20 protein-coding genes are annotated in these 22971 nt (G+C 65.0%); 10 read left to right on the plus strand and 10 right to left on the minus strand.

Annotated features, from left to right (window positions below):
* Positions 1-34: 34 nt before the first annotated feature.
* Together ACFTOW_RS19325 and ACFTOW_RS19330 are read right to left on the minus strand one after the other, a co-directional pair.
* The gene (locus tag ACFTOW_RS19325; RefSeq protein ID WP_379918839.1) at positions 35-1021 is read right to left on the minus strand and encodes a TAXI family TRAP transporter solute-binding subunit; all 987 of its coding nucleotides are present in this window, start codon (positions 1019-1021) and stop codon (positions 35-37) included.
* 212 nt (positions 1022-1233) lie between these two features.
* Complete coding sequence (locus ACFTOW_RS19330; RefSeq protein ID WP_379918841.1) at positions 1234-1659, minus strand: tellurite resistance TerB family protein; 426 nt, start codon at positions 1657-1659, stop codon at positions 1234-1236.
* 119 nt (positions 1660-1778) lie between these two features.
* Between ACFTOW_RS19330 and ACFTOW_RS19335 the strand changes: the two genes are divergently transcribed.
* The 3 genes from ACFTOW_RS19335 (at position 1779) to ACFTOW_RS19345 (ending at position 6325) form a co-directional block, all read left to right on the plus strand.
* Complete coding sequence (locus ACFTOW_RS19335; RefSeq protein WP_379918843.1) at positions 1779-3374, plus strand: lysine--tRNA ligase; 1596 nt, start codon at positions 1779-1781, stop codon at positions 3372-3374.
* 56 nt (positions 3375-3430) lie between these two features.
* A complete protein-coding gene (locus ACFTOW_RS19340; protein ID WP_379918845.1) occupies positions 3431-3838 on the plus strand; it encodes a DUF4864 domain-containing protein in 408 nt (135 codons plus the stop codon).
* Between the two features lie 201 nt (positions 3839-4039).
* Entirely contained in the window at positions 4040-6325 is a 2286-nt protein-coding gene (locus ACFTOW_RS19345) for a glycosyl hydrolase family 28-related protein (RefSeq protein ID WP_379918847.1), read from the plus strand.
* 61 nt (positions 6326-6386) lie between these two features.
* Here the strand turns inward: ACFTOW_RS19345 and ACFTOW_RS19350 are convergent, their stop codons facing one another.
* Positions 6387-7022: a hypothetical protein gene (locus ACFTOW_RS19350; protein ID WP_379918849.1), complete on the minus strand. Its 636-nt coding sequence runs from the start codon at positions 7020-7022 to the stop codon at positions 6387-6389.
* Between the two features lie 129 nt (positions 7023-7151).
* Here ACFTOW_RS19350 and ACFTOW_RS19355 point away from each other — a divergent pair, with 129 nt between their 5' ends.
* From ACFTOW_RS19355 to ACFTOW_RS19365, 3 genes are all read left to right on the plus strand, one after another.
* Positions 7152-7472, plus strand: a complete 321-nt coding sequence (locus ACFTOW_RS19355) for an antibiotic biosynthesis monooxygenase family protein (protein ID WP_379918851.1) — start codon at positions 7152-7154, stop codon at positions 7470-7472.
* Positions 7473-7554: 82 nt separating this feature from the next.
* Entirely contained in the window at positions 7555-7962 is a 408-nt protein-coding gene (locus tag ACFTOW_RS19360) for a universal stress protein (protein WP_379918853.1), read from the plus strand.
* A 103-nt stretch (positions 7963-8065) separates the two neighbouring features.
* A complete protein-coding gene (locus ACFTOW_RS19365) occupies positions 8066-8620 on the plus strand; it encodes a L,D-transpeptidase (RefSeq protein WP_379918855.1) in 555 nt (184 codons plus the stop codon).
* A 72-nt stretch (positions 8621-8692) separates the two neighbouring features.
* On the opposite strand, the gene trxC is transcribed toward ACFTOW_RS19365, so the two are convergent.
* Both trxC and ACFTOW_RS19375 read right to left on the minus strand, forming a co-directional pair.
* Positions 8693-9121 (minus strand): thioredoxin TrxC, encoded by a 429-nt coding sequence (gene trxC, locus ACFTOW_RS19370; protein WP_379918857.1) that lies wholly within the window; start codon positions 9119-9121, stop codon positions 8693-8695.
* A gap of 72 nt (positions 9122-9193) precedes the next feature.
* Positions 9194-9778 carry an arylesterase gene (locus ACFTOW_RS19375; protein WP_379918859.1) on the minus strand — a complete coding sequence of 195 codons (585 nt, stop codon included), beginning with the start codon at positions 9776-9778 and terminating at the stop codon, positions 9194-9196.
* Positions 9779-9878: 100 nt separating this feature from the next.
* Between ACFTOW_RS19375 and ACFTOW_RS19380 the strand changes: the two genes are divergently transcribed.
* Both ACFTOW_RS19380 and ACFTOW_RS19385 read left to right on the plus strand, forming a co-directional pair.
* Complete coding sequence (locus tag ACFTOW_RS19380) at positions 9879-10568, plus strand: ABC transporter ATP-binding protein (protein WP_379918861.1); 690 nt, start codon at positions 9879-9881, stop codon at positions 10566-10568.
* A complete protein-coding gene (locus ACFTOW_RS19385; protein WP_379918863.1) occupies positions 10565-13093 on the plus strand; it encodes an ABC transporter permease in 2529 nt (842 codons plus the stop codon). Before ACFTOW_RS19380 ends, ACFTOW_RS19385 begins: the two co-directional genes overlap by 4 nt.
* Positions 13094-13099: 6 nt before the next feature.
* On the opposite strand, the gene ACFTOW_RS19390 is transcribed toward ACFTOW_RS19385, so the two are convergent.
* The 5 genes from ACFTOW_RS19390 to gpmI form a co-directional block, all read right to left on the minus strand.
* Complete coding sequence (locus tag ACFTOW_RS19390) at positions 13100-13957, minus strand: class I SAM-dependent methyltransferase (RefSeq protein WP_379918865.1); 858 nt, start codon at positions 13955-13957, stop codon at positions 13100-13102.
* 103 nt (positions 13958-14060) lie between these two features.
* Positions 14061-14543 (minus strand): RNA pyrophosphohydrolase, encoded by a 483-nt coding sequence (locus ACFTOW_RS19395; RefSeq protein ID WP_379918867.1) that lies wholly within the window; start codon positions 14541-14543, stop codon positions 14061-14063.
* Between the two features lie 84 nt (positions 14544-14627).
* Positions 14628-15968 (minus strand): S41 family peptidase, encoded by a 1341-nt coding sequence (locus tag ACFTOW_RS19400; protein WP_379918869.1) that lies wholly within the window; start codon positions 15966-15968, stop codon positions 14628-14630.
* Between the two features lie 7 nt (positions 15969-15975).
* Positions 15976-17124 carry a murein hydrolase activator EnvC family protein gene (locus tag ACFTOW_RS19405; RefSeq protein ID WP_379918871.1) on the minus strand — a complete coding sequence of 383 codons (1149 nt, stop codon included), beginning with the start codon at positions 17122-17124 and terminating at the stop codon, positions 15976-15978.
* Positions 17109-18626 carry a 2,3-bisphosphoglycerate-independent phosphoglycerate mutase gene (gpmI, locus tag ACFTOW_RS19410; RefSeq protein ID WP_379918873.1) on the minus strand — a complete coding sequence of 506 codons (1518 nt, stop codon included), beginning with the start codon at positions 18624-18626 and terminating at the stop codon, positions 17109-17111. The genes ACFTOW_RS19405 and gpmI overlap by 16 nt, the downstream gene beginning before the upstream one ends.
* A 211-nt stretch (positions 18627-18837) precedes the next feature.
* Here gpmI and carB point away from each other — a divergent pair, with 211 nt between their 5' ends.
* Both carB and ACFTOW_RS19420 read left to right on the plus strand, forming a co-directional pair.
* A complete protein-coding gene (gene carB, locus ACFTOW_RS19415; protein WP_379918875.1) occupies positions 18838-22179 on the plus strand; it encodes a carbamoyl-phosphate synthase large subunit in 3342 nt (1113 codons plus the stop codon).
* 115 nt (positions 22180-22294) lie between these two features.
* Complete coding sequence (locus ACFTOW_RS19420) at positions 22295-22894, plus strand: thymidine kinase (RefSeq protein WP_379918877.1); 600 nt, start codon at positions 22295-22297, stop codon at positions 22892-22894.
* Positions 22895-22971: the final 77 nt, after the last annotated feature.

Here is a 22971-nt window from a genome sequence, read left to right on the forward strand (position 1 = left end):
AGGAGGGCCGCAAGCCCCCCTCCAGACGTGGTCATCACGGCCGCAGATTGTCCGGGATCGTCGCGCCCGCTTCTTCGTAATAGCGGATCGCACCGGGATGCAGCGGAACGGGTGTGGCCGACATGGTGAACTCGACCGTTGTCTCGTTCGCCGCGGGATGCACGGCCTGCAGGTCCGAGATGTTCTCGAACATCGCCTTGGTGATCGCATAGGCCACGTCATCCGACATCTCGGAAGAGACGGTCAGCACGTTGGGAATACCCAGCACTGTCACGTCCTCGTCCACGCCGGTGTAGCTGCCGCCGGGCAGCGTGGTCATCGCAAAGGTGCTGTCGGCCTCCATTGCGGCGGCCAGTTCTTCCTCTGACAGGGCGATGATGACAATGTCCTGCGTCGTCGACAGGTTCAGGATCGACGAGGTGGGCGCGCCAACCGACCAGAAACCCACGTCGATGTCGCCGTTGGACAGCGCATCGGCGGTTTCGTTGAAGTTCAGACGCTGTTCGTCGATCTCGTCATAGGTGATGCCGTTGGCTTCGAGGATGGCCGCGGTGTTGACCTCGGTGCCCGAGCCGGGGGCGCCGATCGACACGCGCTTGCCGCGCAGATCCGAAAGCGAGGTGATGCCGCTGCTTTCCAGCGCAACGATATGCACCATGTTGGCATAAAGCGATGCCAGCCCGCGCACCATCGGCAGTTGCTGGCCCTCGAACCGGCCCGTGCCCTCGTAGGCCTGCGCCACCGTGTCCGCCAGCGCGATGGCAAGGTCTGCGTCACCCGTGGCGATCAGGCCCATGTTCTCGACCGATGCGCCAGTGACCTCGGCGGTGGCGGAAAACCCGTCGACATTGCCGTTGATGATCTCGGCCAGGCCACCACCCATCGGATAGTAGACACCCCCGGTGCCGCCCGTGGCGATCGAGAGCTGTTGCTGTGCCAGCGCCGGTGCGCCCAAGCTCATCGCGATCAGCGCCGCTGATCCGATCAGGCCCCTTGGCCCGCGAAGTATATGATTCAGCATGTTGTCCTCCCATGACAGACATTTTGCCCTAAGGCGTCTCGCGTTTCCCGCGACATGTCCATCTTTAGGGAATTGAAACCAAGATTGGAAGATATCGCGCTGCTCCGGCGGAAACCCCGGCATCCTGGCAGGAAGGCGGGTGCCGTATGTCATCGACAGGCACGCGCGCGCCGCGACCGGCCCCCCTTGTCGGGCATGCCGGGCGCGGCCTGCTAGGCCCGCATGTGCCGCGCGCGGCTGCCACGTTCGATGGCGGCTGCCGCAAGCCGGTCGATGTTCAGCTCGTACCGGATTTCCTCAAGCAGGCGCAGCTCGGTATCGTGCAGCTTGCCGTCGGCGGCGGCCACGTCGCAGGACAGGGCATAGGCCGTTTCAAACAGATGTTCGGGCAGGTTCTCGCGCACCAGACCGAACAGTGCGTCCAGCCCGTCTTCCTCGGTGAACAGGTCGAACACCATCTGGGCCATCACGTTCATGCGGTCGATGTCGTATTCGGCAAAGATCGGCAGGTGATTGACCGACGACTGGATCTTGACCAGTTCGGCGGTGCGCATCTGCTCGTCCGAGGCGGAGACCGCGATCATCACCGCCACAAGACAGTCCTGCGGTGAAAGCGGATGGGATATTGTTTCGTTCATCGCAGTGTTCCTGAAAAAGGCGGTGTTGCGGCGCAGAATATTGACTGTGCGCAGCCGCTTCAATAGGAAGCGGCGGTCTGCTGCGCATGGTGTGCCGCCGACGACTGGAGCCATATCCCATGACCAACCTGCGCGATGCCGCCCTGACGTCCAAAGCCTGGCCTTTCGAGGAAGCGCGCAAACTGGTCAAACGCTATGAAAAACAGCCCCCCGCCAAGGGGCATGTGCTGTTCGAGACCGGCTATGGCCCGTCCGGCCTGCCCCATATCGGCACTTTCGGCGAGGTGCTGCGCACAACGATGATCCGCCGTGCGTTCGAGCTGATCAGCGACATACCGACGCGGCTGATCTGCTTTTCCGACGATCTGGACGGGATGCGCAAGGTGCCCGACAATGTGCCCAGCCCCGAAATGCTGCGCGAGCATCTGCAACGCCCGCTGACATCGGTGCCCGATCCGTTCGGAACGCACGACAGTTTCGGGCACCACAACAACGCGATGTTGCGCCGGTTTCTGGATACCTTCGGCTTTGAATACGAGTTCATCAGCGCGACCGAGTTCTACAACACCGGGCAGTTCGACGCCACGCTGCTGCGCGCCGCGGAACGCTATGACGACCTGATGACGGTGATGCTGAAATCGCTGCGCGAGGAGCGTCAGCAGACCTATTCGATCTTCCTGCCGATCCACCCCGAAACCGGGCGGGTGCTGTATGTGCCGATGAAGAACGTGGATGCGGTGAAGGGCGAGATCACCTTTGACGACGAAACGGGCCGCGAATGGACCCTGCCGGTGACCGGCGGCAACGTAAAGCTGCAATGGAAGCCCGATTTCGGCGCCCGCTGGGCCGCGCTGGACGTGGATTTCGAGATGTATGGCAAGGATCACAGCACCAACACCCCGATCTATGACCGCATCTGCGAAATCCTGGGCGGCCGCAAACCCGAGCATTTCACCTACGAGCTGTTCCTGGACGATCAGGGCCAGAAGATCAGCAAATCCAAGGGCAACGGCCTGACCATCGACGAATGGCTGAGCTATGCCAGCACGGAATCCCTGTCGTATTTCATGTATCAGAAGCCCAAGACCGCCAAGCGGATGCATTTCGACGTGATCCCGCGCGCGGTGGACGAGTATCACCAGCAATTGCGCGCCTTTCCGGGGCAGGATGCGGGCCAGCAGGTCAACAATCCGGTCTGGCACATCCACCGCGGTCAGCCGCCCGCAAGCCGGATGGTGGTGCCGTTCTCGATGCTGCTGAACCTGGCCAGCGTGTCGGCGGCCGAGGACAAGGCGACACTGTGGGGGTTCATCCAGCGCTATGCGCCCGAGGCAACGCCGCAGGCCAATCCCGATCTGGATCAGGCCGCAGGCTTTGCCGTGCGCTATTACAACGACTTCGTGAAGCCGTCCAAGACCTATCGCGCGCCCACCGAGCTGGAGCGCCAGGCGCTGACGGACCTGCGCGCGCATCTGGCCGCCTACGATGGCCCGGTCGAGGACGAGGCGCTGCAATCGGTGGTCTATGCCGTCGGGCGCGACCGGTTCGAGCCGCTGCGCGACTGGTTCACCGCGCTTTACGAGGTGCTGCTGGGCGCCAGTCAGGGGCCGCGGTTCGGCGGGTTCATCGCGCTTTACGGCGTAGAGGAAACCATTGCGCTGATCGATGCGGCACTTGCGGGCGATCTGGCTCGAAAGGACCAGCAGGCCGTCTGATCGCGTTTTGACGTCGGGGCAAGCCGGTCTATCCTTCTGCGCAGGAGGATAGACCGATGCGCAATCTCTTCATGACATTTGCCCTGATGCTGGGGCTTGCCCTGCCCTTGCCCGCTGCGGCACAGGACCAGGACATCACCGCGGTGATCGATCAGCAGCTTGATGCCTTCAAGGCCGAGGATGTTGATCGCGCCTTCAGCTATGCCAGCCCCACGATCAAGGGCCTGTTCGGCACGCCGCAGAACTTTGCCACCATGGTGCAGCGCGGCTATCCGATGGTCTGGCGCCCGGCCGAAGTGCGGTACCTTGACCTGCGCAAGGTGGCGGGAAACCTGTGGCAGCGCGTGCAGATCACAGATGAACAAGGGGCGGTGCATATGCTGGATTACCAGATGATCCAGACGGAAAACGGCTGGCAGATCAACGGCGTGCAACTTCTCGAAGCACCGGGCACGACCGTCTGAATACCCTGTTCTTCCTCTCTCTTCAAATATCCTGGGGGCAACGCCCCCAGCCTTGCGACGCGCGGCACGCGCGGCGCAATCCCTGCCCGCCGCATGGCACCGTGACGGTGGTCTCAGACAGCGTTAACGGCTTGTTGATATCTCCCTTTCCCAGTCACGCGGCCCGGTTGGCGCGCCGCAGTCATGGTAAAGGGGATAAGCATGAACAAGGCGATTACCGACGGGCTGGTCTTCATGCCGCCTGCCTTCGCGGCGGGTCTGGATCAATGGTCGCGCGGCGATGGCACACCGGGCTCTGACAGCTACGCGGGCGTGCCCACCGCCGCTTTTGTCCCTGCCGACCCGGATTTCGGCGGCTGTCTGGAACTGCAAAAGGTCGACGGCACCCAAAAGCTGCGGTTCATGGGCCAGACACCGATCCTGCCGGGGTGCTATCTGCGCATCCGCGCGCGGATCAAGGCGGTCAGCGGCAATCTGCCTTCGGTGCGGATCGCGGCCTGGGCCGGTGGGGCAGGCAACCAGAACCTTGGGCCGGTCCCGCAAGTCGGCCCTTCGGTCAGCCTGCAGCAATACGGCCAAATCATCGAGGTCAGCGCGATCGTCGGCACCGGCACGCGGCCGGGCGTCGACATGCCCTGGGGGCGGGCGGCGATCTATGGTCATTTCGGGCTGGACCTGACCGGCCCGAATGGCGGCTTGGTGCGCATCGACGATATCGAGATCGAGGATGTCACCAGCGTCTTTCTGCGCGACATTCTGGGCTGGGTCGATGTGCGCGACTACGGGGCCATCGGTGACGGGGTGACCGACGACAGCGCCGCATTTGCGGCCGCGGATACCGCCGCCAGCGGCCAGATGGTCAAGGTGCCGGCCGGTACGTATTTCCTGAACGACAACGTCACGTTCGAAAACCGCGTCCTGTTCGAAGGGCGGGTCGTGATGCCCGACGACAAGATCCTTGCGTTGCAACAGGATTTCAACCTGCCCGCATATATCGATGCTTTCGGCGACGAGGTTCTGGCCTTCAAGAAGGCGTTTCAGGCGCTGCTGAACAATGCCGGGCACGAGGGGCTGGACCTTGGCGGGCGCGTGGTGAACGTGTCTGCGCCCATCGACATGCAGGCGGCCGTCGCCAACCGGATCGAGTATGCCCAGCGACGCCATATCCGCAACGGGCAATTCTATGTCGAGAACTCCTCTGCCTGGGACACCGACGTTTTCACCAGTCAGGCCAGCTATAGCCCAAACAATCCGCTGGAGCTGACCAACGTGGTCAATGTCGCCAACATTCCCGTTGGGTCGCTGATCGAGGGCGGAGGCGTCGGGCGCGAGGTCTATGTGCGTGCCAAAAACGTGGCGCAGCAGCGCATCACCTTGTCGATGCCGCTGTATGATGCGGCCGGCACGCAGGTGTTCACCTTTCAGCGGTTCAAGTACATCCTGGATTTCAGCGGTTTTGCCAAGCTGTCGAAATTCTCGATGTCGGATATCGAGTTCCAGTGCCGGGGCCGCGCCAGCGGGATCATCCTGGCGCCCGAGGGGCTGATCTTTCACATACGCGACTGTTTCTTCACGGCACCGCTGAACCGGGCCATCACAAGCCCCGGCATCGGCTGTCAGGGCATGCTGATCGACCGATGCCAGTTTCTGTCGAATGAAACGCCGATGCGCGCGCAGGACCGGGTGTCCATCGCGCTGAACGCCAATGCCAATGACGTCAAGCTGCGCGACAACCGCATCACCCATTTTCGGCATTTCGCGGTGATCGGCGGCACCAGCAGCATCATCGGCGGCAATCACTGGTTCCAGGGTGACAGCGAACCCGAGGGCGTGCGCACCGCCGGGCTGATCCTGACATCCAGCCACAACCGCGCCACGATCGAGGGCAACTACATCGACAACTGCTCGATCGAATGGACCAACGAGCACGACCAGTCGCCGGATTTCGCCAATGAGTTCTCGTTCTCGGGGCTCAACATCGCCGACAACATCTTTCAGGCCATCGACGTCGCCCCATGGTTCCGGTTTTTCGTGATCAAACCCTATGGTCCGGGCCATTTCATCGACGGGTTGAACATGTCGGGCAACATCTTCCGGGCGATTCGCGGCGACATTGACCGGGTCGAGCATGTAGACACATCGTTTGCCGATCTGAATTACGACAGGATCCGCAATGTCACCGTGGCGGGCAACATGTTCAATTCGGTTGTGCAGGGCATCATGAACCCGGTTTCGATATTGCACACCCAGAACACGCCTGCCGAAACATGGTCGGTGAATTGCGCAGGTCCCCTGCCCTTTGGCGCCTACGCCCAGCAGGTCGAGGCGATCGTGCCCCGCGCCAAGATCAAGAACGCCGCAAACGTGGCGAGGTATCATTTTCCTTACGTGGCAACCGAACAGGGTCCGGCACGTGACCGGGTCACACTGAACTTTCCCGAAGCCACGAGCGGCACATACTCGGTCCTCGTGCGGATCGACAACTGAGGGAAATGGCGGGCGGGGTGTTCGCACCCTGCCCGCGACACTGCGTCCAAGCCCGACGAGATCAGAAGGCGACCCAGATCGCGGCCTTGAGCCCGGTTTCGCGGGCGCCTTGCAGGCTTTGGCTCAGCCCGATTTCCAGCCTTGCGCGCCGGGACAGGGCAAAGGTGACCGACGGCACCACACGCAGGAACGGGTCATCCCCATGCTGCTCGCCGGTCTGCAGTTGCAGCATGATCTTGCGCGCATCCGAAAGGGTCAGACCAAGCGTCAGGTCAGCCTTGTAGTCGATGGCCAGTGTTTCGGTTCGGACCTCGGCCACCGCGTCCAGCGCCGCCCAGCCTGACCGCCCGGCCCAGTCGATGCCCTTGCCCCAGCTCAGCCCCGGGCGGATCACTGTGTCACCCGCGATCACGCCTGCGCCGATCTGCCAGGCGAAATGATGGCCTGCGACGGGCCGGATCAGCGGCGCCTGAACAAAGGCCACCGCCTTGTCCTGTCCCGACACGCCGCGCCCCAGGTCAAGACCAAGCGTCAGCCGCTCGGTCACACCCCATTCGGCATAAAGACCCGTATAGGCCCCGCTGGGCAGCACATAGGTCGAGCTTGCGACAAACACGTTGCCCTTGCCGCGCGGCCAGGCACCGGCAAGGGCCGGACAGGACAGAAGCAGCCAGATGATCATCGCCAGACGCAGCATCGCCCGCCTCTTGCCGGTTTCCCGAAGGATCGTTCACTTCGGTAAACAGGCGGTTAACCGCGATGGACGAGTTGGAGGCCGCAGGGGTGACGTGCTAGGCTGATGTCCACACTCGCCAAGGAGGCCCCGATGCCTGTGATTTCAAGCGACAAGACCTGCCAGACCGTGATCACCACGTTCGAGATGACACCGGGCACCTGTCAGGACCTGCTGGATGCTCTGACCGAGGCTTACAAGGGCTTCATCTCGAAGCAGCCGGGGTTCATCGCTGCGGGCCTGCATGTGAACGACGCGCAGACGCGGATCGCCAACTACTCGCAATGGCAGCGGCGTGAGGACTTCATGGCCATGCTGCGCAGTGACGAGATGCGGGCGCACAACCGCCAGTTCGCGCAGCTGTGCACCCGCTTCGAGCCGGTGATGTATGATGTCGTGGAAAGTTTCGACTGATCCGAATCTTCGACTGACCTGAATCAAGGCCAGCGGATTGCATCGGTGTCAGTCTGACGCAGGATGACAAGGGGAGGTTGCCATGTATCACAATATTCTCGTACCGATCTCGTTTGATGAAGACCGCGATGCCAAGGGGGCGATCGAAGTGGCGCAGGCGCTGGGGGCCGAGGGTGCCCGCATCACCCTGCTGCACGTGATGGAAGAGGTGCCGGGCTATGCGATTTCCTACATGCCGACCGATTACATCAATGAAAGCCGCAAGGCGGTTCAATCCGAGCTGGACGAAATGGCCGCCCGTCTGCCCGACGGGCAGGGCGTGGTCGTGAGCGGCCATTCCGGGCGCACGATCCTGGATTGGGCGGAATCGCACAAGGTGGATTGCATCGTCATCGCCTCGCACCGGCCGGGGATGCAGGACCTGTTTCTGGGATCGACCGCGCATCAGGTGGTGCGCCATGCGGTCTGTGCGGTGCACGTCTTGCGGTGACCATCCGGTCACAGACCGGTGACAATCCCGCTGCCTGCTTGATTGCCGGGCGCAGGACGTGCAAACGTTGGCTGTCCAAGGTCAACTATGGGATTTAATCACGATGTTCACCCGCCGTTCCTTTGTTGCTGCCGCTGCCGCGTCGCTGGCCGCGCCCAGTTTGGCCAATGCCGTCACGCTTGATCCGAAGTTCACGCCGCAGACCGTGACCGTGGCCGAGAAGTATTCGCCCGGCCAGATCATCGTCCTGCCCCGCGCGCATTTCCTGTATTTCATCACCGAACCGCGCACGGCGTTGCGCTATGGCGTGGGCGTGGGCAAGGCGGGGCTGGACTTTACCGGCACCGCGACGATCAGCGTCAAGAAAGAGTGGCCCACCTGGCGGCCCACGGACGAGATGATCGAGCGTGATCCGCAGGCCTATGCCAAGTTCAAGGACAACGATTATGTCCAGCCGGGCGGGCCGGGCAACCCCTTGGGCGCGCGGGCGCTGTATCTGTTCCAGAACGGGCGCGACACATACTACCGCATCCATGGCACGATCGAGCCCAATTCGATCGGTCGGTCGGTGTCGAATGGCTGTATCCGCATGATCAACGATCACGTGATCGACCTGTACAACCGGGTTCCGGTGGGCACGTCGGTGACGGTTCTTTAAGCTTTCGGAAAGCACCATCAAAAGGCCTGCACAGAAATGCAGGCCTTTTTGCTGCGCGTTGTCCTGAAAGCGTCAGATCACGCCGCGCACCCAGCTGACGATCGACGCCGCCGGCATCGCCCCCGACTGCCGCGCGCGTTCGCGCCCACCGGCAAAGGCCGCCATGGTGGGAATCCCGCGAATGCCATAGGCCGCCCCCGCCGCCTGATGCTGCTCGGTGTTCAGCTTGACCAGCCGGGCCTGTGCGCCAAGGTCGGTCGCGGCCTTGGAAAACTCGGGCGCCATCGACCGGCAAGGGCCACACCAAGGTGCCCAGAAATCCACCACCAGCGGCAGGTCATCATGGCGCGCGGCCTTTTGCAGGGTGGCAAGATCAACCTCGACCGCCGCGCCGGGCAGCAGTTTCGCACCGCAGGTGCCGCATTTCGCAGCCGTCATCCGATCCTCGGGAACACGGTTGAGCTGCCCGCAGTCCAGACATGTCAGTTTCTTCGACGCCATTTCAACGCCCTCCATATCACATTCCGAATATAATATATGTGGTGCAGGCGTCTTTGTTAAGAGAGCGCGGCGTCAGTCCTGCACCAGCTCCAGCAGTTCCAGAACATGCGGCCCCAGCCCTTGCACGATCTGCGCCACGCCTTCGGCGTTGGGATGGATGCCATCGGCCTGGAACATGTCGCGCATTTGGGAAGGGTCGGGATCATCGCCCAGCCCGACGAAAAAGCTGTCGACCAGCAGAGTGTCGTATTTTTCGGCCATATTCGGCCAGATCGCATCGAAGTCGCGCTTGAAATCCGGGCCATAATTGCCCGGGGCCTGCATGCCGACCAGCAACACCCTGACATCCGCCGCCTGAGCCTGCGCCAGAATACCGTCGATATTGGCACGGGTGTTGGCCGGATCGATCCCGCGCAGCAGGTCATTGCCGCCCAGTGCCACGATCATCGCGTCCACATCCGGCGTCAGCGTCCATTCCACACGGGCAAGCCCACCCGCCGTCGTGTCGCCCGAAACGCCCGCGTTGACCACGCGCACCTCGTCCACACCCTGCGCCGCCAGCCACTCGCGCAGCTGCGGCACAAAGCCATCGGACTCCATCAAACCGTAGCCTTGGGTCAGGCTGTCGCCCATCGCCACGACCGTCGGGCCGGTCATGCTGTGCGACCCCGCCCCCGCAGGTGTGACAACGCCGAGGTTGCCGATAAGGGCAAGAACCCCATATGCCAGTGATGACCGTAAAAACAGGCGCTTGTTCATGTCAGACCCCGTGATTTCCCTTAAAGATGTGTCTTTGTCTCTGGATGGCAATGCGGGCCGCGTGGATATCCTCCACGGCATCAGCATGGATGTCCAGCGGGGGCAGACCCTGGGGCTGGTGGGGCCGTCCGGCTCCGGCAAATCTTCGCTGCTGATGCTGATGGGCGGGCTGGAACGTGCCACCGGCGGCACCGTCACCGTGCTGGGGCAGGAACTGACCTCGCGGACCGAGGATCAGCTTGCCCGCTTTCGGCGCGGACATCTGGGGGTGGTGTTTCAGTCGTTTCACCTGATCCCGACGCTGACCGCGCTGGAAAACGTGGCGACACCGCTGGAACTGGCCGGTGTGCCCGATGCGATGGACCGCGCGGCGCAGGAGTTGCGCGCCGTGGGGCTGGGGGCCCGCGCCGATCACTACCCGTCGCAGATGTCGGGTGGCGAGCAGCAGCGCGTGGCGCTGGCCCGTGCCGCCGCGCCGCGCCCCGAGATCCTGCTGGCGGATGAACCCACCGGCAATCTGGACGGCACCAACGGCGCGGCGATCATGGACATGCTGTTCGGCCTGCGCGACCGGCACGGTGCCACGCTGGTGCTTGTGACCCACGCGCCCGATCTGGCGGCACGCTGCGACCGGGTGATCCACCTGCGCGACGGGCAGATCGACACATCGGCGAGGGCTGCGGAATGAGCATCGCGACCGCTGCCCGCTTTGCCGCCCGCGAATTGCGCGGCGGGCTGAAAGGGTTCTGGATCTTTCTGGCCTGCCTCGCGCTGGGTGTGGCGGCGATTGCCGCCGTCGGCTCGGTCCGCGCCAGCATCGAGGCCGGGCTGGCGCGCGAGGGCGCGGCACTGCTGGGCGGCGATGCCGAGATTGAATTCACCTATCGCTTTGCCACCGACGCCGAACGCGCATGGATGGACAACACCGCGCTGGCGGTGTCCGAGATCACGGACTTCCGGTCGATGGTGGTGGTCGAGAGGGGCGAGGACTCCGAGCGCGGGCTGACGCAGGTGAAATCGGTCGACGGGGCCTATCCGCTGATCGGCACCATCGACCTGACGCCCGCCATGCCACTGGATCAGGCGCTGGCGGGGCAGGATGACCTGCCGGGTGGCGTGATGGACCCGATATTGGCCGACCGGCTGGCGCTGACGGTGGGCGACACCTTCCGCCTTGGCACGCAGGATTTCGTGCTGATGGCGCGGATCGCGCGCGAACCGGATGATGCGGGCGGCGGCTTTGGCCTTGGCCCGCGCACGCTGGTCGGCACCGAGGCGCTGGCCGGGTCGGGCCTGTTGCAGCCCGGCACGCTGTACAGCACGAAATACCGGATGGACCTGCCCGCAGACAGCGATCTGGCCGGGTTGGAGGCCGAGGCGAAAGACCGCTTTGCCGACAGCGGGTTGCGCTGGCGCGACGCGCGCAACGGCGCGCCCGGCGTGGCCCAGTTCGTGGACCGGATCGGCGCGTTCCTGATCCTTGTCGGCCTGTCGGGGCTGGCCGTCGGCGGGGTGGGCGTCTCGGCGGCTGTGCGGTCCTATCTGGCGCGCAAGACATCGGTGATTGCCACCCTGCGCACGCTGGGTGCGGACCGCGCGATGATCTTTCAGACCTATTTCATCCAGATCGGCGCGCTGTCGCTGCTGGGCATCGCCGCCGGTCTGGTGCTGGGGGCAGTTGCGCCGCTGGCGCTGGCCCCGGTGTTGCAGGCGCAACTGCCGGTGCCTGCGGTGTTCACCCTGCACCCTGCCCCGCTGATCGAGGCGGCGATCTATGGCGCGCTGACAGCACTGATCTTTACCCTTTGGCCGCTGGCAAAGGCCGAGGAAATCCGCGCCGCGACCCTGTTTCGCGATGGCGGGCAGTCGGGCGCGCGCCTGCCGCGCATGATCTGGGTGGTGCTGACCGTGGCGCTGGTGGCGGCGCTGGTGGGCATCGCGGGCGTGTTCTCGGGCACCTGGCAATTGACGATCTGGACAGCGGGCGGGCTGATCTTCGCGCTGGTCCTGCTGGCGCTGGCATCCTGGGGCATCCGGGCGCTGGCACGGGCCGCGCGCGGGGCCACCGGGCAGCGCCCCGCCCTGCGGTGGGCACTGGGGTCGATCTCGGGGCGCGGGGCCGAGGCCGCCTCGGTCGTGCTGTCGCTGGGGCTGGGCCTGTCGGTGCTGGCCGCCGTGGGCCAGATCGACGGCAACCTGCGCGGGGCCATCGCCAATGATCTGCCAGAACAGGCCCCGTCGTATTTCTTTCTCGACATCCAGCGTGACCAGATCGACGGGCTTACCACGCGGCTGGCCGACGACCCGGCGGTCAGCAAGACGGAAAACGCCCCGATGCTGCGCGGTGTCATCACCCGCATCAACGACCGCCCGGCGGCCGAGGTGGCGGGCGATCACTGGGTGATCCAGGGCGACCGCGGCGTGACCTATGCCGATGCGCAACCCGGCGGCATGAAGGTGACCGCAGGCGAGTGGTGGTCCCAGGGCTATGACGGGCCACCGCAGATCAGCTTTGCCGCCGAAGAGGCCGCCGAGATGGGCCTGAGCCTTGGCGATGAAATGACGGTCAATATCCTGGGCCGCGACATCACCGGCACGATCACCAGTTTCCGCGAGGTCGACTTCTCGACCGCCGGGATGGGCTTCATCATGGCGATGAATGAAAGCGCGCTGGCCGGCGCGCCGCACAGCTTCATCGCCACGGTCTATGCCGAGGAACAGGCCGAGGCCGCGATCCTGCGCGATCTGTCCAACGCCTATCCCAACATCACTGCGATCCGGGTGCGCGACGCCATCGACCGGGTGGCGGATGTGCTGGCCGGGCTGGCCGCCGCCACAAGCTGGGGCGCGGCGGCCACGCTGGTCACGGGGTTTCTGGTGCTGATCGGCGCGGCAGCGGCAGGGGATACCGCGCGCGTCTACGAGGCGGCGGTGCTGCGCACGCTGGGGGCCACGCGCGGCCATATCCTGAGCAGCTTTGCCCTGCGCGCGGCGCTGCTGGGGCTGGGGGCCGGGATCGTGGCGCTGGCGGCGGGCATCGCGGGCGGCTGGGCGGTCAGCCGTTTCGTGCTGGATACCAGCTATACCGTGATCTGGCCCTCGGCCATTGCCATCGTCGTGGGTGGGGTGCTGGCCACGCTGTTGTCGGGGCTGGCCTTTGCCTGGCGACCCCTGGCGGTGCGCCCCGCCGGGGTGCTGCGCGCGCGCGAATAAGGGCGATCAGCCCTTGGGCCGCAGCCGCATCATCAGGTAGATGTTGTTGTCGGCAAACACCTGCGCGTTGCGCGTCTGCCGGTTCAGGCGCTGATCCAGACGCGCCCGTTTGCGGGTGTTCAGTGCCAGCGATACTACCCGCGTCAGCCCCCAGCGCAGGCGCGGGCGCTTTGCCGACAGTTCCTCGTCAACACGGGTGATGCCGTAACCCAGCACGTTGAACAGCCCCTGCTCGAGATCGACCGAGGGCGCGGCGTGTTCGGTGATATCCTCTTCGCTCAGCACCTCAAGCGACAGCGCGGCCAGCGTCTCGCGGAAATGGCCGATCCGGTGGCCGCCTCCGACGGTCGCAAGCGTGGCATCGGGCTGAAAGCTGTCGCGGCGAAAACAATCGGCCAGCACGATTTCGCCGCCCGCATCCAGCAGCGTCAGGCATTTGGGCAGGCCCCGATCCAGCGGAATATACTGAAAGCTTTCCGAGAACAGGCACAGATCGAACGGGCCTGTGCCCGTGAAATCCTCGAACCGGCATTCATGCACGGTGGCACCCGGCGCGTTGATGCGGCAGCGTTCCGCCAGAAACGGGCTGGGCACGACGATGTCCACCTGATGCCCCAGCGCCAGCAGCTTTTTCGCGGTCTCGCCCGCGCCGCCCCCGATATCGAGGATGCGCAGGGGCCGGTCGGGCAAAAGGGCAAAAAGCCGGGTGGTATAGGCCTCCTGCGCGGCGCGCAGGTTGGCGGCGGTGACATCAAGCCCCTGCCAATATCCGTAATGCAGGTTCTCCGCCCCCGTCAGCCATTTGACGAAGGCCAGCCCGATATCAAGGCCCAAGGCCTGCGTGTTCAGCTTTTCTTTTGCCATGGTGCGCGGGTTAGCCCAGCGCGTGCGTTTTGAAAAGCGTCAATCTCGTGTCGCGATCCCGCGCCTGAACCGCCCGACAGTGCAAAGGCCGTGCAGGGCACGTTCACAACCGGTCGCGAAAATTCGCCAGCGCCTGCTCATAGACGGCGCGCTTGAACGGCACGATCTGGCCCACCAGGTCATCCGCCGCCAGCCAGCGCCACTCGGAAAACTCGGGGTGGTCCGATGCGATGTCGATCTGATCGTCGCGGCCATGAAACCGTATCAGCACCCATTTTTGCCGCTGGCCGCGAAACCGCCCCTTCCAGATGCGCGGCACGATCTCGTGCGGCAGATCATAGGTCAGCCAATCCTCGGTTTCGGCCTCGACCGTGACCAGATCGGACGTGACCCCGGTTTCTTCCCACAACTCGCGCAAAGCAGCCTGTTGCGGGGTTTCGCCCGGGTCGATCCCGCCCTGCGGCATCTGCCATGCCGGCAGGTCGTTGTCCAGACGCTGGCCCACGAACACCTCGCCCGCCGGATTGGCCAGCATCACGCCCACGCAGGGCCGATAGGGCAGCTTGGCGATCTCCTCCGGGGTCATCCGAACCTCATCTTCCACAAAAAGATGGCCGGAGCGTCAGCCCCGGCCAGTGCCTGCGCGCCCTTCAGGACGCGCAGTATTGCCTCACTCGGCCGCCGGTGTCAGCGCGCTGAGCCCGCGCAGGATATCCACCGCATAGGCCAGCTGGTAGTCCTCGTCGCGCAGGCGTGCTGCGGCTTCGGCCTGAGCGCGATCTTCCTCGATCTGGCGCGACTCGTCCTCGGACAGCGAGTCGTTGTTCAGACGCCCGCGCAGATCTGCCTCGGACCGCAGGGGACGCGACGTGGACTCCTCGTCCTGTTCGGCATCCGGGGTGCGGCGCGGCTGTTCCACCACGATGTCGGGCGACACGCCCAGCGCCTGGATCGACCGGCCCGATGGCGTGTAATAGCGCGCGGTGGTCAGGCGCATCGCGCCATCGCCCCGCAGCGGCATCACGGTCTGGACCGAGCCCTTGCCAAAGCTCTTGGTGCCCACGACGATCGCGCGGCGATGGTCCTGCAACGCCCCGGCCACGATTTCCGACGCCGAGGCCGAGCCCGCGTTGATCAGCACGACCATCGGCTTGCCATTGGCCAGATCGCCGGGCGTCGCGTTGTAGCGGTCGCCGTCCGCCACGTCGCGCCCACGGGTCGAGACGATTTCGCCCTTGTCCAGAAACGCATCCGACACCCGGATGGCCTGTGTCAGCAGACCGCCGGGATTGTTGCGCAGGTCCAGAACGATGCCGTTGATCTTATCGAAACCGCCCGCATCCTCGACCGATTGCTTCAGCTGTTCCTCGAGATTGGCATAGGTCTGATCGTTGAAGGTCGTCACCCGCAGCACCACGGTATCGCGTTCCAGGCGCGTGCGCACCGCCTGCAGCTTGATCGTGGCGCGCACCAGCGACACGTCGAACGGCTCGCCCTCGCCTTCGCGCACCACGGTGATGATGATTTCACTGCCCACCGGGCCGCGCATCTTTTCCACCGCGTCATCCAGCGTCAGGCCCAGCACGCTTTCGCCATCCACATGGGTGATGAAGTCGCCCGCCTCGATCCCGGCATCGTCCGCCGGTGTGCCGTCGATGGGCGACACGACCTTGACGAAGCCCTCTTCCTGCGTGACCTCGATCCCCAGACCGCCGAACTCACCCCGGGTCTGCAACCGCATGTTCGCCGCATCGTCGGGCGACAGGTAGCTGGAATGCGGATCAAGCGACGTAAGCATGCCGTTGATCGCGGCCTCGATCAGTTCCTTCTCATCCACCTCTTCGACATATTGTGCGCGGATACGCTCGAATATGTCGCCGAACAGGTCCAGTTGTTCATAGACGGTGGCGCGGCTGCCGGACTCTTGCGCCAGCAGCGGGCCTGCCACCTGCGTTGTGGCAACGACGCCTGCCAATATGCCACCCAGCGCGGCCATGACGAATTTCTTCATCTCTCAGTCATCCTTCCTGCATTGCGAACCATGTCACCGGATCGACCGGCTGGTTGTCTTGCCTTACCTCGATATAGAGCGTTTCCGAGCGGGTGTTTCCACCCCCCTCTCCTGATTGTGTGATGACAGCGCCTATTTCGGCCTCCTGCCCGCCCATTAAACCGACCGGACTGCCCGCGGGCAGCACCTCGCCGGTGGCGCCGAACACCACATCCAGCCCCGCCAGCACGAAAAGCAATCCCGCCTGCGGTTCGAGAATCATCACGTTGCCAAAATCCAGCAGCGGCCCGCGATAGCGGATCGTGGCCGCCGCAGGCGTGGTCACCAGCGCGCGCGGCCGGGTCGCCAGCACAAGACCGGGGCGCGTGACGCCCGAGGCATCCGCCTCGCCCGCGCGGCGCAGCACCTCGCCCTGAACCGGCAACGGCAGGGCCCCCTTGCGGTGGCTGATGTCGGGCAGGCTGCCGGGGCTTTCGTTCTGGGTGATCTCGCTCAGCCCGCTGGCAAAGCCTTCCAGCGTCTCGGTCGAGGCGATCAGGATGGCGGTGCGCACCGGATCTTCGGTAAAGCGGCGCGGCAGCGGCTGCCGGTCTGCCACCGCCTTGCTCAGCTCGGCGCGGGCCTGCTGCACGCCGTCAAGTCCCCGCCGCAGGGTATCGGCGGCGGTTTCCTGCAAGGCGCGCAGGGTGCGCACCTCGGCCAGCTTGGCGCGCAGATCATCGGCACGGGCGTTCAGGGCCGGGGCCACATCGGCCAGGATCATGCCCGACCGCGCAGTGCCCATCGGCCCGCCGGGATGCAGAAACAGCACCGGCGCGGGCGCACCGCCCATCGACTGCAACACGCCCAGCAACTGCGCGATCTCATCCTCGCGCGCCTGCAATTCGGCGAGCAGGCTTTTCTCGCGGATCGAGGCACGGCGCAGCCCGTCGCGCATCGCCTCAAGCCCGTCCTCGAAGGCCCGCAGGGTTTCCGACAGGGCGCGCACGCGGTCGCGCGCGTCATCGGCGCTGTCAAGCTGGCGCGCCGCCTGATCCAGCCGCTGCGCCGCCGCGCGCGCGGCCTGCGCGGCATCCGGCGCGGTCTGGGCCAGCGCCGCCAGCGGCAGCATCAGGGCAATCGCAAGGGCGGCGGTGCGGATCATGCGATCAGGCATTCCCCTGTCATCTCGTCCGGTTTGGGCAGGCCCATCAGGTGCAGCAGCGTCGGGGCCAGATCGGCCAGACGCCCGGATTTCAGAACGGCCCCCGCAGGCCCACCCACCAGAACCACCGGCACCGGGTTGGTGGTATGCGCGGTATGCGGCCCACCGGTTTCGGGGTCACGCATCATTTCGCAATTGCCATGGTCCGCCGTCACGATCATCGCCCCTCCCGCCGCGTCCAGCGCGGCCAGCACGCGGCCCAGAGCCGCGTCCACCGCCTCGCAGGCGGCAATCGCGGCGGTCAGGTCGCCGGTATGTCCGACCATGTCAGGATTGGCGTAGTTTGTCACGATCAGGTCATAGCCATCGGCGATGGCCTGCACGAAGGCCTCGGTCACCTCGGGCGCGCTCATTTCCGGTTGCAGGTCATAGGTGGCGACCTTGGGGCTGGCGGCCATGTAACGCACCTCGCCGGGCTGCGGGTCTTCCTTGCCGCCGTTCAGGAAGAAGGTGACATGGGGGTATTTTTCGGTCTCGGCCAGATGGAACTGGCGCAGGCCATGATGCGCCACCCATTCGGCCAGCGTGTTGCGGATGTCGCGCGGCGGAAACATCGTCTGCATCCAGGCATTGTGATCCTGGCTGTATTCCACCATGCCCAGCACCGCCGCCCAGGCCGGCCGGCCCGTCACGTCAAAGGCATCGAACCCCGGCTCGGCCACAGCGCGCAGGATCTCGCGCGCGCGGTCGGCGCGGAAATTCAGGCAAAAGAAGCCGTCGCCGTCCTGCGCCCCCGCATAATCCCCGATCACCGTGGCAGTGATGAACTCATCCGTTTCCGACCGGTTGTAGGCCCCGTCGACCGCCCAGCGTGCGGTGCTGGCATGCAGGCCCTGCGCCTGCACCATGGCGCGATACGCCTCTTCCACCCGGTCCCATCGGTTGTCGCGGTCCATCGCGAAATAGCGCCCGGTCACGCTGCCAACGCGCGCGCCTTCGGGCAGGCCGTCCTGCAGGGCGGCGACATGGGAATAGGCCGATTTGGGCGCCACATCGCGCCCGTCGGTGACCGCGTGCAGCACCACCGGCACACCAGCGGCAACAATCGCACGGATCGCGGCAAGGATATGGGTGATGTGCCCGTGCACCCCCCCGTCCGAGATCAACCCCATCAGATGCGCCGTGCCGCCGGTTTCGCGCAGTCGCGCGATGAACGCCTGCAACGCCTCGTTCAGGGCAAAGCTGCCATCCTCGACCGCCAGATCGATCTGGCCCAGGTCCATCGCCACCACCCGGCCCGCGCCGATGTTGGTGTGACCGACCTCGGAATTGCCCATCTGCCCGCGCGGCAGGCCCACGTCGGGGCCGTGCGTGATCAGCAGGTTGTGCGGGCAATTCGCCCATATCCGGTCGAAATTGGGGGTATGGGCCTGCGCCACCGCGTTGTCCGCCGGGTCTGCCCGATGACCCCAGCCATCAAGGATGCACAGAACAACGGGTTTGGGCGTGGTCATGGACGGGCTCCTGCCTTGCGGTTCCTGCGCCTTCTAGCCGCTTGCGCGCGCGGGGTGAACCGCTTTTCCCACAGTGCTGCGACAGTGCCCGGCGAGGGGTTGCGCCGCGCCCTGCGATGTCTATAACCCACGACAATTTGCGAGGCCCGACTCTGCGGATCCGGCCGCCTGCTGCCCGCCAAGACACACCCGCCAGACCAGAGGTCAGACCATGCCCAAACGCACCGATATCCACTCCATCATGATCATCGGCGCGGGGCCCATCATCATCGGACAGGCCTGCGAATTCGACTATTCCGGCGCACAGGCCTGCAAGGCCCTGCGCGAAGAGGGGTATCGCGTCATTCTGGTCAATTCGAACCCCGCCACGATCATGACCGATCCGGGGCTGGCCGATGCCACCTATATCGAGCCGATCACGCCGGAAGTGGTTGCCAAGATCATCGAAAAGGAACGCCCCGACGCGCTGCTGCCCACCATGGGCGGGCAGACCGGGCTGAACACCTCGCTGGCGCTGGCGGATATGGGCGTGCTGGAAAAGTTCGGGGTCGAGCTGATCGGGGCCAACCGCGAAGCCATCGAGATGGCCGAGGATCGCAAGCTGTTCCGCGAGGCGATGGACCGCATCGGGCTGGAAAACCCGCGCGCCACCATCATTGCCGCGCCCAAGCTGGCCAGCGGCAAGTTCGACATCAACGCCGGTGTGGCCGCCGCCGTGGACGCCATCGAATATGTCGGCCTGCCCGCGATCATCCGCCCCGCCTTTACCCTTGGCGGCACGGGGGGCGGCGTAGCCTACAACCGCGACGATTACGAACGCATCTGCCGCTCGGGGCTCGAGGCGTCGCCAATGGCGCAGATCCTTGTCGATGAATCGCTGCTGGGCTGGAAAGAGTTCGAGATGGAGGTCGTGCGCGACAAGGCGGATAACGCCATCATCGTCTGCGCCATCGAAAACGTCGATCCGATGGGCGTGCACACCGGCGACAGCATCACCGTGGCCCCTGCCCTGACCCTGACCGACAAGGAATACCAGATCATGCGCAACGGCTCCATCGCCGTGCTGCGCGAGATCGGCGTGGAAACCGGCGGCTCCAACGTGCAATGGGCGATCAATCCCGCCGATGGCCGCATGGTCGTGATCGAGATGAACCCGCGCGTGTCGCGCTCCTCGGCGCTGGCCTCCAAGGCAACGGGTTTTCCCATTGCCAAGATCGCGGCGAAACTGGCCGTGGGCTATACGCTGGACGAGCTCGACAACGACATCACCAAGGTCACGCCCGCCAGCTTCGAGCCGACGATCGATTACGTCGTCACCAAGATCCCCAAATTCGCGTTCGAGAAATTCCCGGGCAGCAAACCCCACCTGACCACTGCGATGAAATCGGTGGGCGAGGCGATGGCGATCGGCCGCACCATCCACGAAAGCCTGCAAAAGGCGCTGGCCAGCATGGAATCCGGCCTGACCGGCTTTGACGAGGTCGACATCGAAGGCGCGCCCGACCGCGCCGCGGTGGTCAAGGCGATCAGCGAACAGACCCCCGACCGCATGCGCACCATCGCGCAGGCCATGCGCCACGGGCTGTCGGATGACGAAATCCACGCCGTTACCATGTATGATCCGTGGTTCCTGGCCCGCATCCGCGAAATCGTCGACGCCGAGGCCGACATCCGCAAGACCGGCCTGCCGGTGACCGAGGATGGCCTGCGCCACCTTAAGATGATGGGTTTCACCGATGCCCGGCTGGCCACCCTGACCGGCCGCACCGAAGGCAACGTGCGCCGCGCGCGCCAGAACCTGGGCGTGAACGCCGTGTTCAAGCGCATCGACACCTGCGCCGCCGAGTTCGAGGCGCAGACGCCCTATATGTATTCCACCTACGAGGCCCCCGCGATGGGCGACGTGGAATGCGAGGCGCGTCCCAGCGCGCGCAAGAAGGTGGTCATCCTTGGCGGCGGCCCCAACCGGATCGGCCAGGGGATCGAGTTCGACTACTGCTGCTGTCACGCCTGCTTTGCGCTGACCGACGCGGGCTATGAGACCATCATGGTCAACTGCAACCCAGAGACTGTCAGCACCGATTACGACACCTCGGACCGGCTGTACTTCGAGCCGCTGACCTTTGAGCATGTGATGGAAATCCTGCGGGTCGAGCAGATGAACGGCACGCTGCATGGCGTGATCGTGCAGTTCGGCGGGCAGACCCCGCTGAAACTGGCCAATGCCCTGTACGAGGAAGGCATCCCGATCCTCGGCACCACGCCCGATGCCATCGACCTTGCCGAAGACCGCGAGCGGTTCCAGCAGCTTGTGCAGCGTCTGGGCCTGAAACAGCCGGTCAACGGCATCGCCAGCACCGACGCGCAGGCGCTGGCGATTGCCGATGACATCGGCTTTCCGCTGGTGGTGCGGCCCTCGTATGTGCTGGGCGGTCGGGCGATGGAAATCGTGCGCGACATGGCCCATCTGGAGCGCTACATCTCCGAAGCCGTCGTGGTGTCCGGGGACAGCCCGGTGCTGCTCGACAGCTACCTGTCCGGGGCCATCGAGTGTGATGTCGATGCCCTGAGCGACGGCAAATCGGTGCACGTGGCGGGCATCATGCAGCATATCGAAGAGGCCGGCGTGCACTCGGGCGATTCTGCCTGCTCGCTGCCGCCCTACTCGCTGCCCCCCCACATCATCGAAGAGATCACCCGACAGACCAGGGCGCTGGCGCTGGAACTGGGGGTCGTTGGCCTGATGAACGTGCAGTTCGCGGTCAAGGATGACGAGATCTACCTGATCGAGGTGAACCCGCGCGCATCCCGCACCGTGCCGTTCGTCGCCAAGGCCACCGACAGCGCCATCGCCTCGATCGCCGCCCGCCTGATGGCCGGCGAGCCGCTGGAAAACTTCCCCCATCGCGGCGCCTATCCGGCCGATGCCAAGCCCGGCAGCCTGCCGATGGCCGATCCGCTGACGCTGGCCGACCCCAACATGCCGTGGTTCTCGGTGAAAGAGGCGGTGCTGCCATTCGCCCGCTTCCCCGGTGTCGATACCATCCTGGGGCCTGAAATGCGCAGCACCGGCGAGGTGATGGGCTGGGACGTGTCCTTTGCGCTGGCCTTCCTCAAGGCGCAGCTTGGGGCGGGGGCCGACCTGCCGCGCGAGGGGCGGGTGTTCATCTCGATCAAGGATGCCGACAAGTCGCCCGCGCTGGCGCAGGCCGCGCACACCCTGATCGGGCTGGGCCTGACGCTGGTGGCCACGCGCGGTACCGCCAAATGGCTGCAAGAGGCCGGTGTGGACTGCGAGACGGTGAACAAGGTCTACGAGGGTCGCCCCAACATCGTCGATCAGCTGAAGGACGGGCAGATCGCACTGGTGTTCAACACCACCGAAGGCGCGCAGGCGGTCGAGGACAGCCGCGAAATCCGCTCGGTCGCGCTCTATGACAAGATCGCCTATTTCACCACCGCCGCCGGGGCCATGGCCGCCGTGCAGGCGATGGAGGCGCGCACCAAGGGCGACTTCGGTGTGATGGCCCTGCAAGGCCCGACCGCACGCTAGGTAGGGTGGGTGCCAACCCACCCTCCGCCGGTATCGCACGCAGCCCCGGTCACACCCGCCACATGGCACGCGTGACCGGGCTTGCCATGGCCGGACGGCCGGGTATACCGCCGCAATGGCAAAGCTCTATTTCCACTATTCGACGATGAATGCAGGCAAATCCACCGTCCTGCTGCAAGCCGCGCACAACTACCGCGAGCGTGGCATGGCCCCCTACCTGCTGACCGCGCAGCTGGACAACCGCGCAGGTCAGGGTCGCGTCGCCAGCCGCATCGGCATCGGCAGCCCGGCAGACACGTTTGCACCCGGCGACGACCTGTTCGCGCGCGTTCAGGCACGGTTGCTGGACGGGCCGGTGGCCTGCATCTTCGTCGACGAGGCGCAGTTTCTGGAGCCTGCACAGGTCTGGCACCTGGCCCGCGTGGTCGATGATCTGGGCGTGCCGGTGATGGCTTATGGCCTGCGGGTGGATTTTCGCGGCGATCTGTTTCCCGGCTCGGCCAGCCTGCTGGCGCTGGCCGACGAGATGCGCGAGGTGCGCACCATCTGCCATTGCGGCAAGAAAGCCACGATGGTGGTGCGCAAGGATGCCCAAGGCCGCGTGGTGCGTGACGGCGCACAGGTGCAGATCGGCGGCAACGAAACCTATGTCAGCCTGTGCCGCCGCCACTGGCGCGAGGCCGTGGGCGATTGCACCGACCAGCGGTTCGACTAGTACTACAGTTGCGGATATTGGAGATCTCTGATTCAACTCTATTCGAGGGAATGGGAGGGTTGGGTCATGACTGTATC

It is taken from the genome of Lacimonas salitolerans (assembly GCF_042677865.1).
Lineage (GTDB): Bacteria > Pseudomonadota > Alphaproteobacteria > Rhodobacterales > Rhodobacteraceae > Lutimaribacter > Lutimaribacter salitolerans.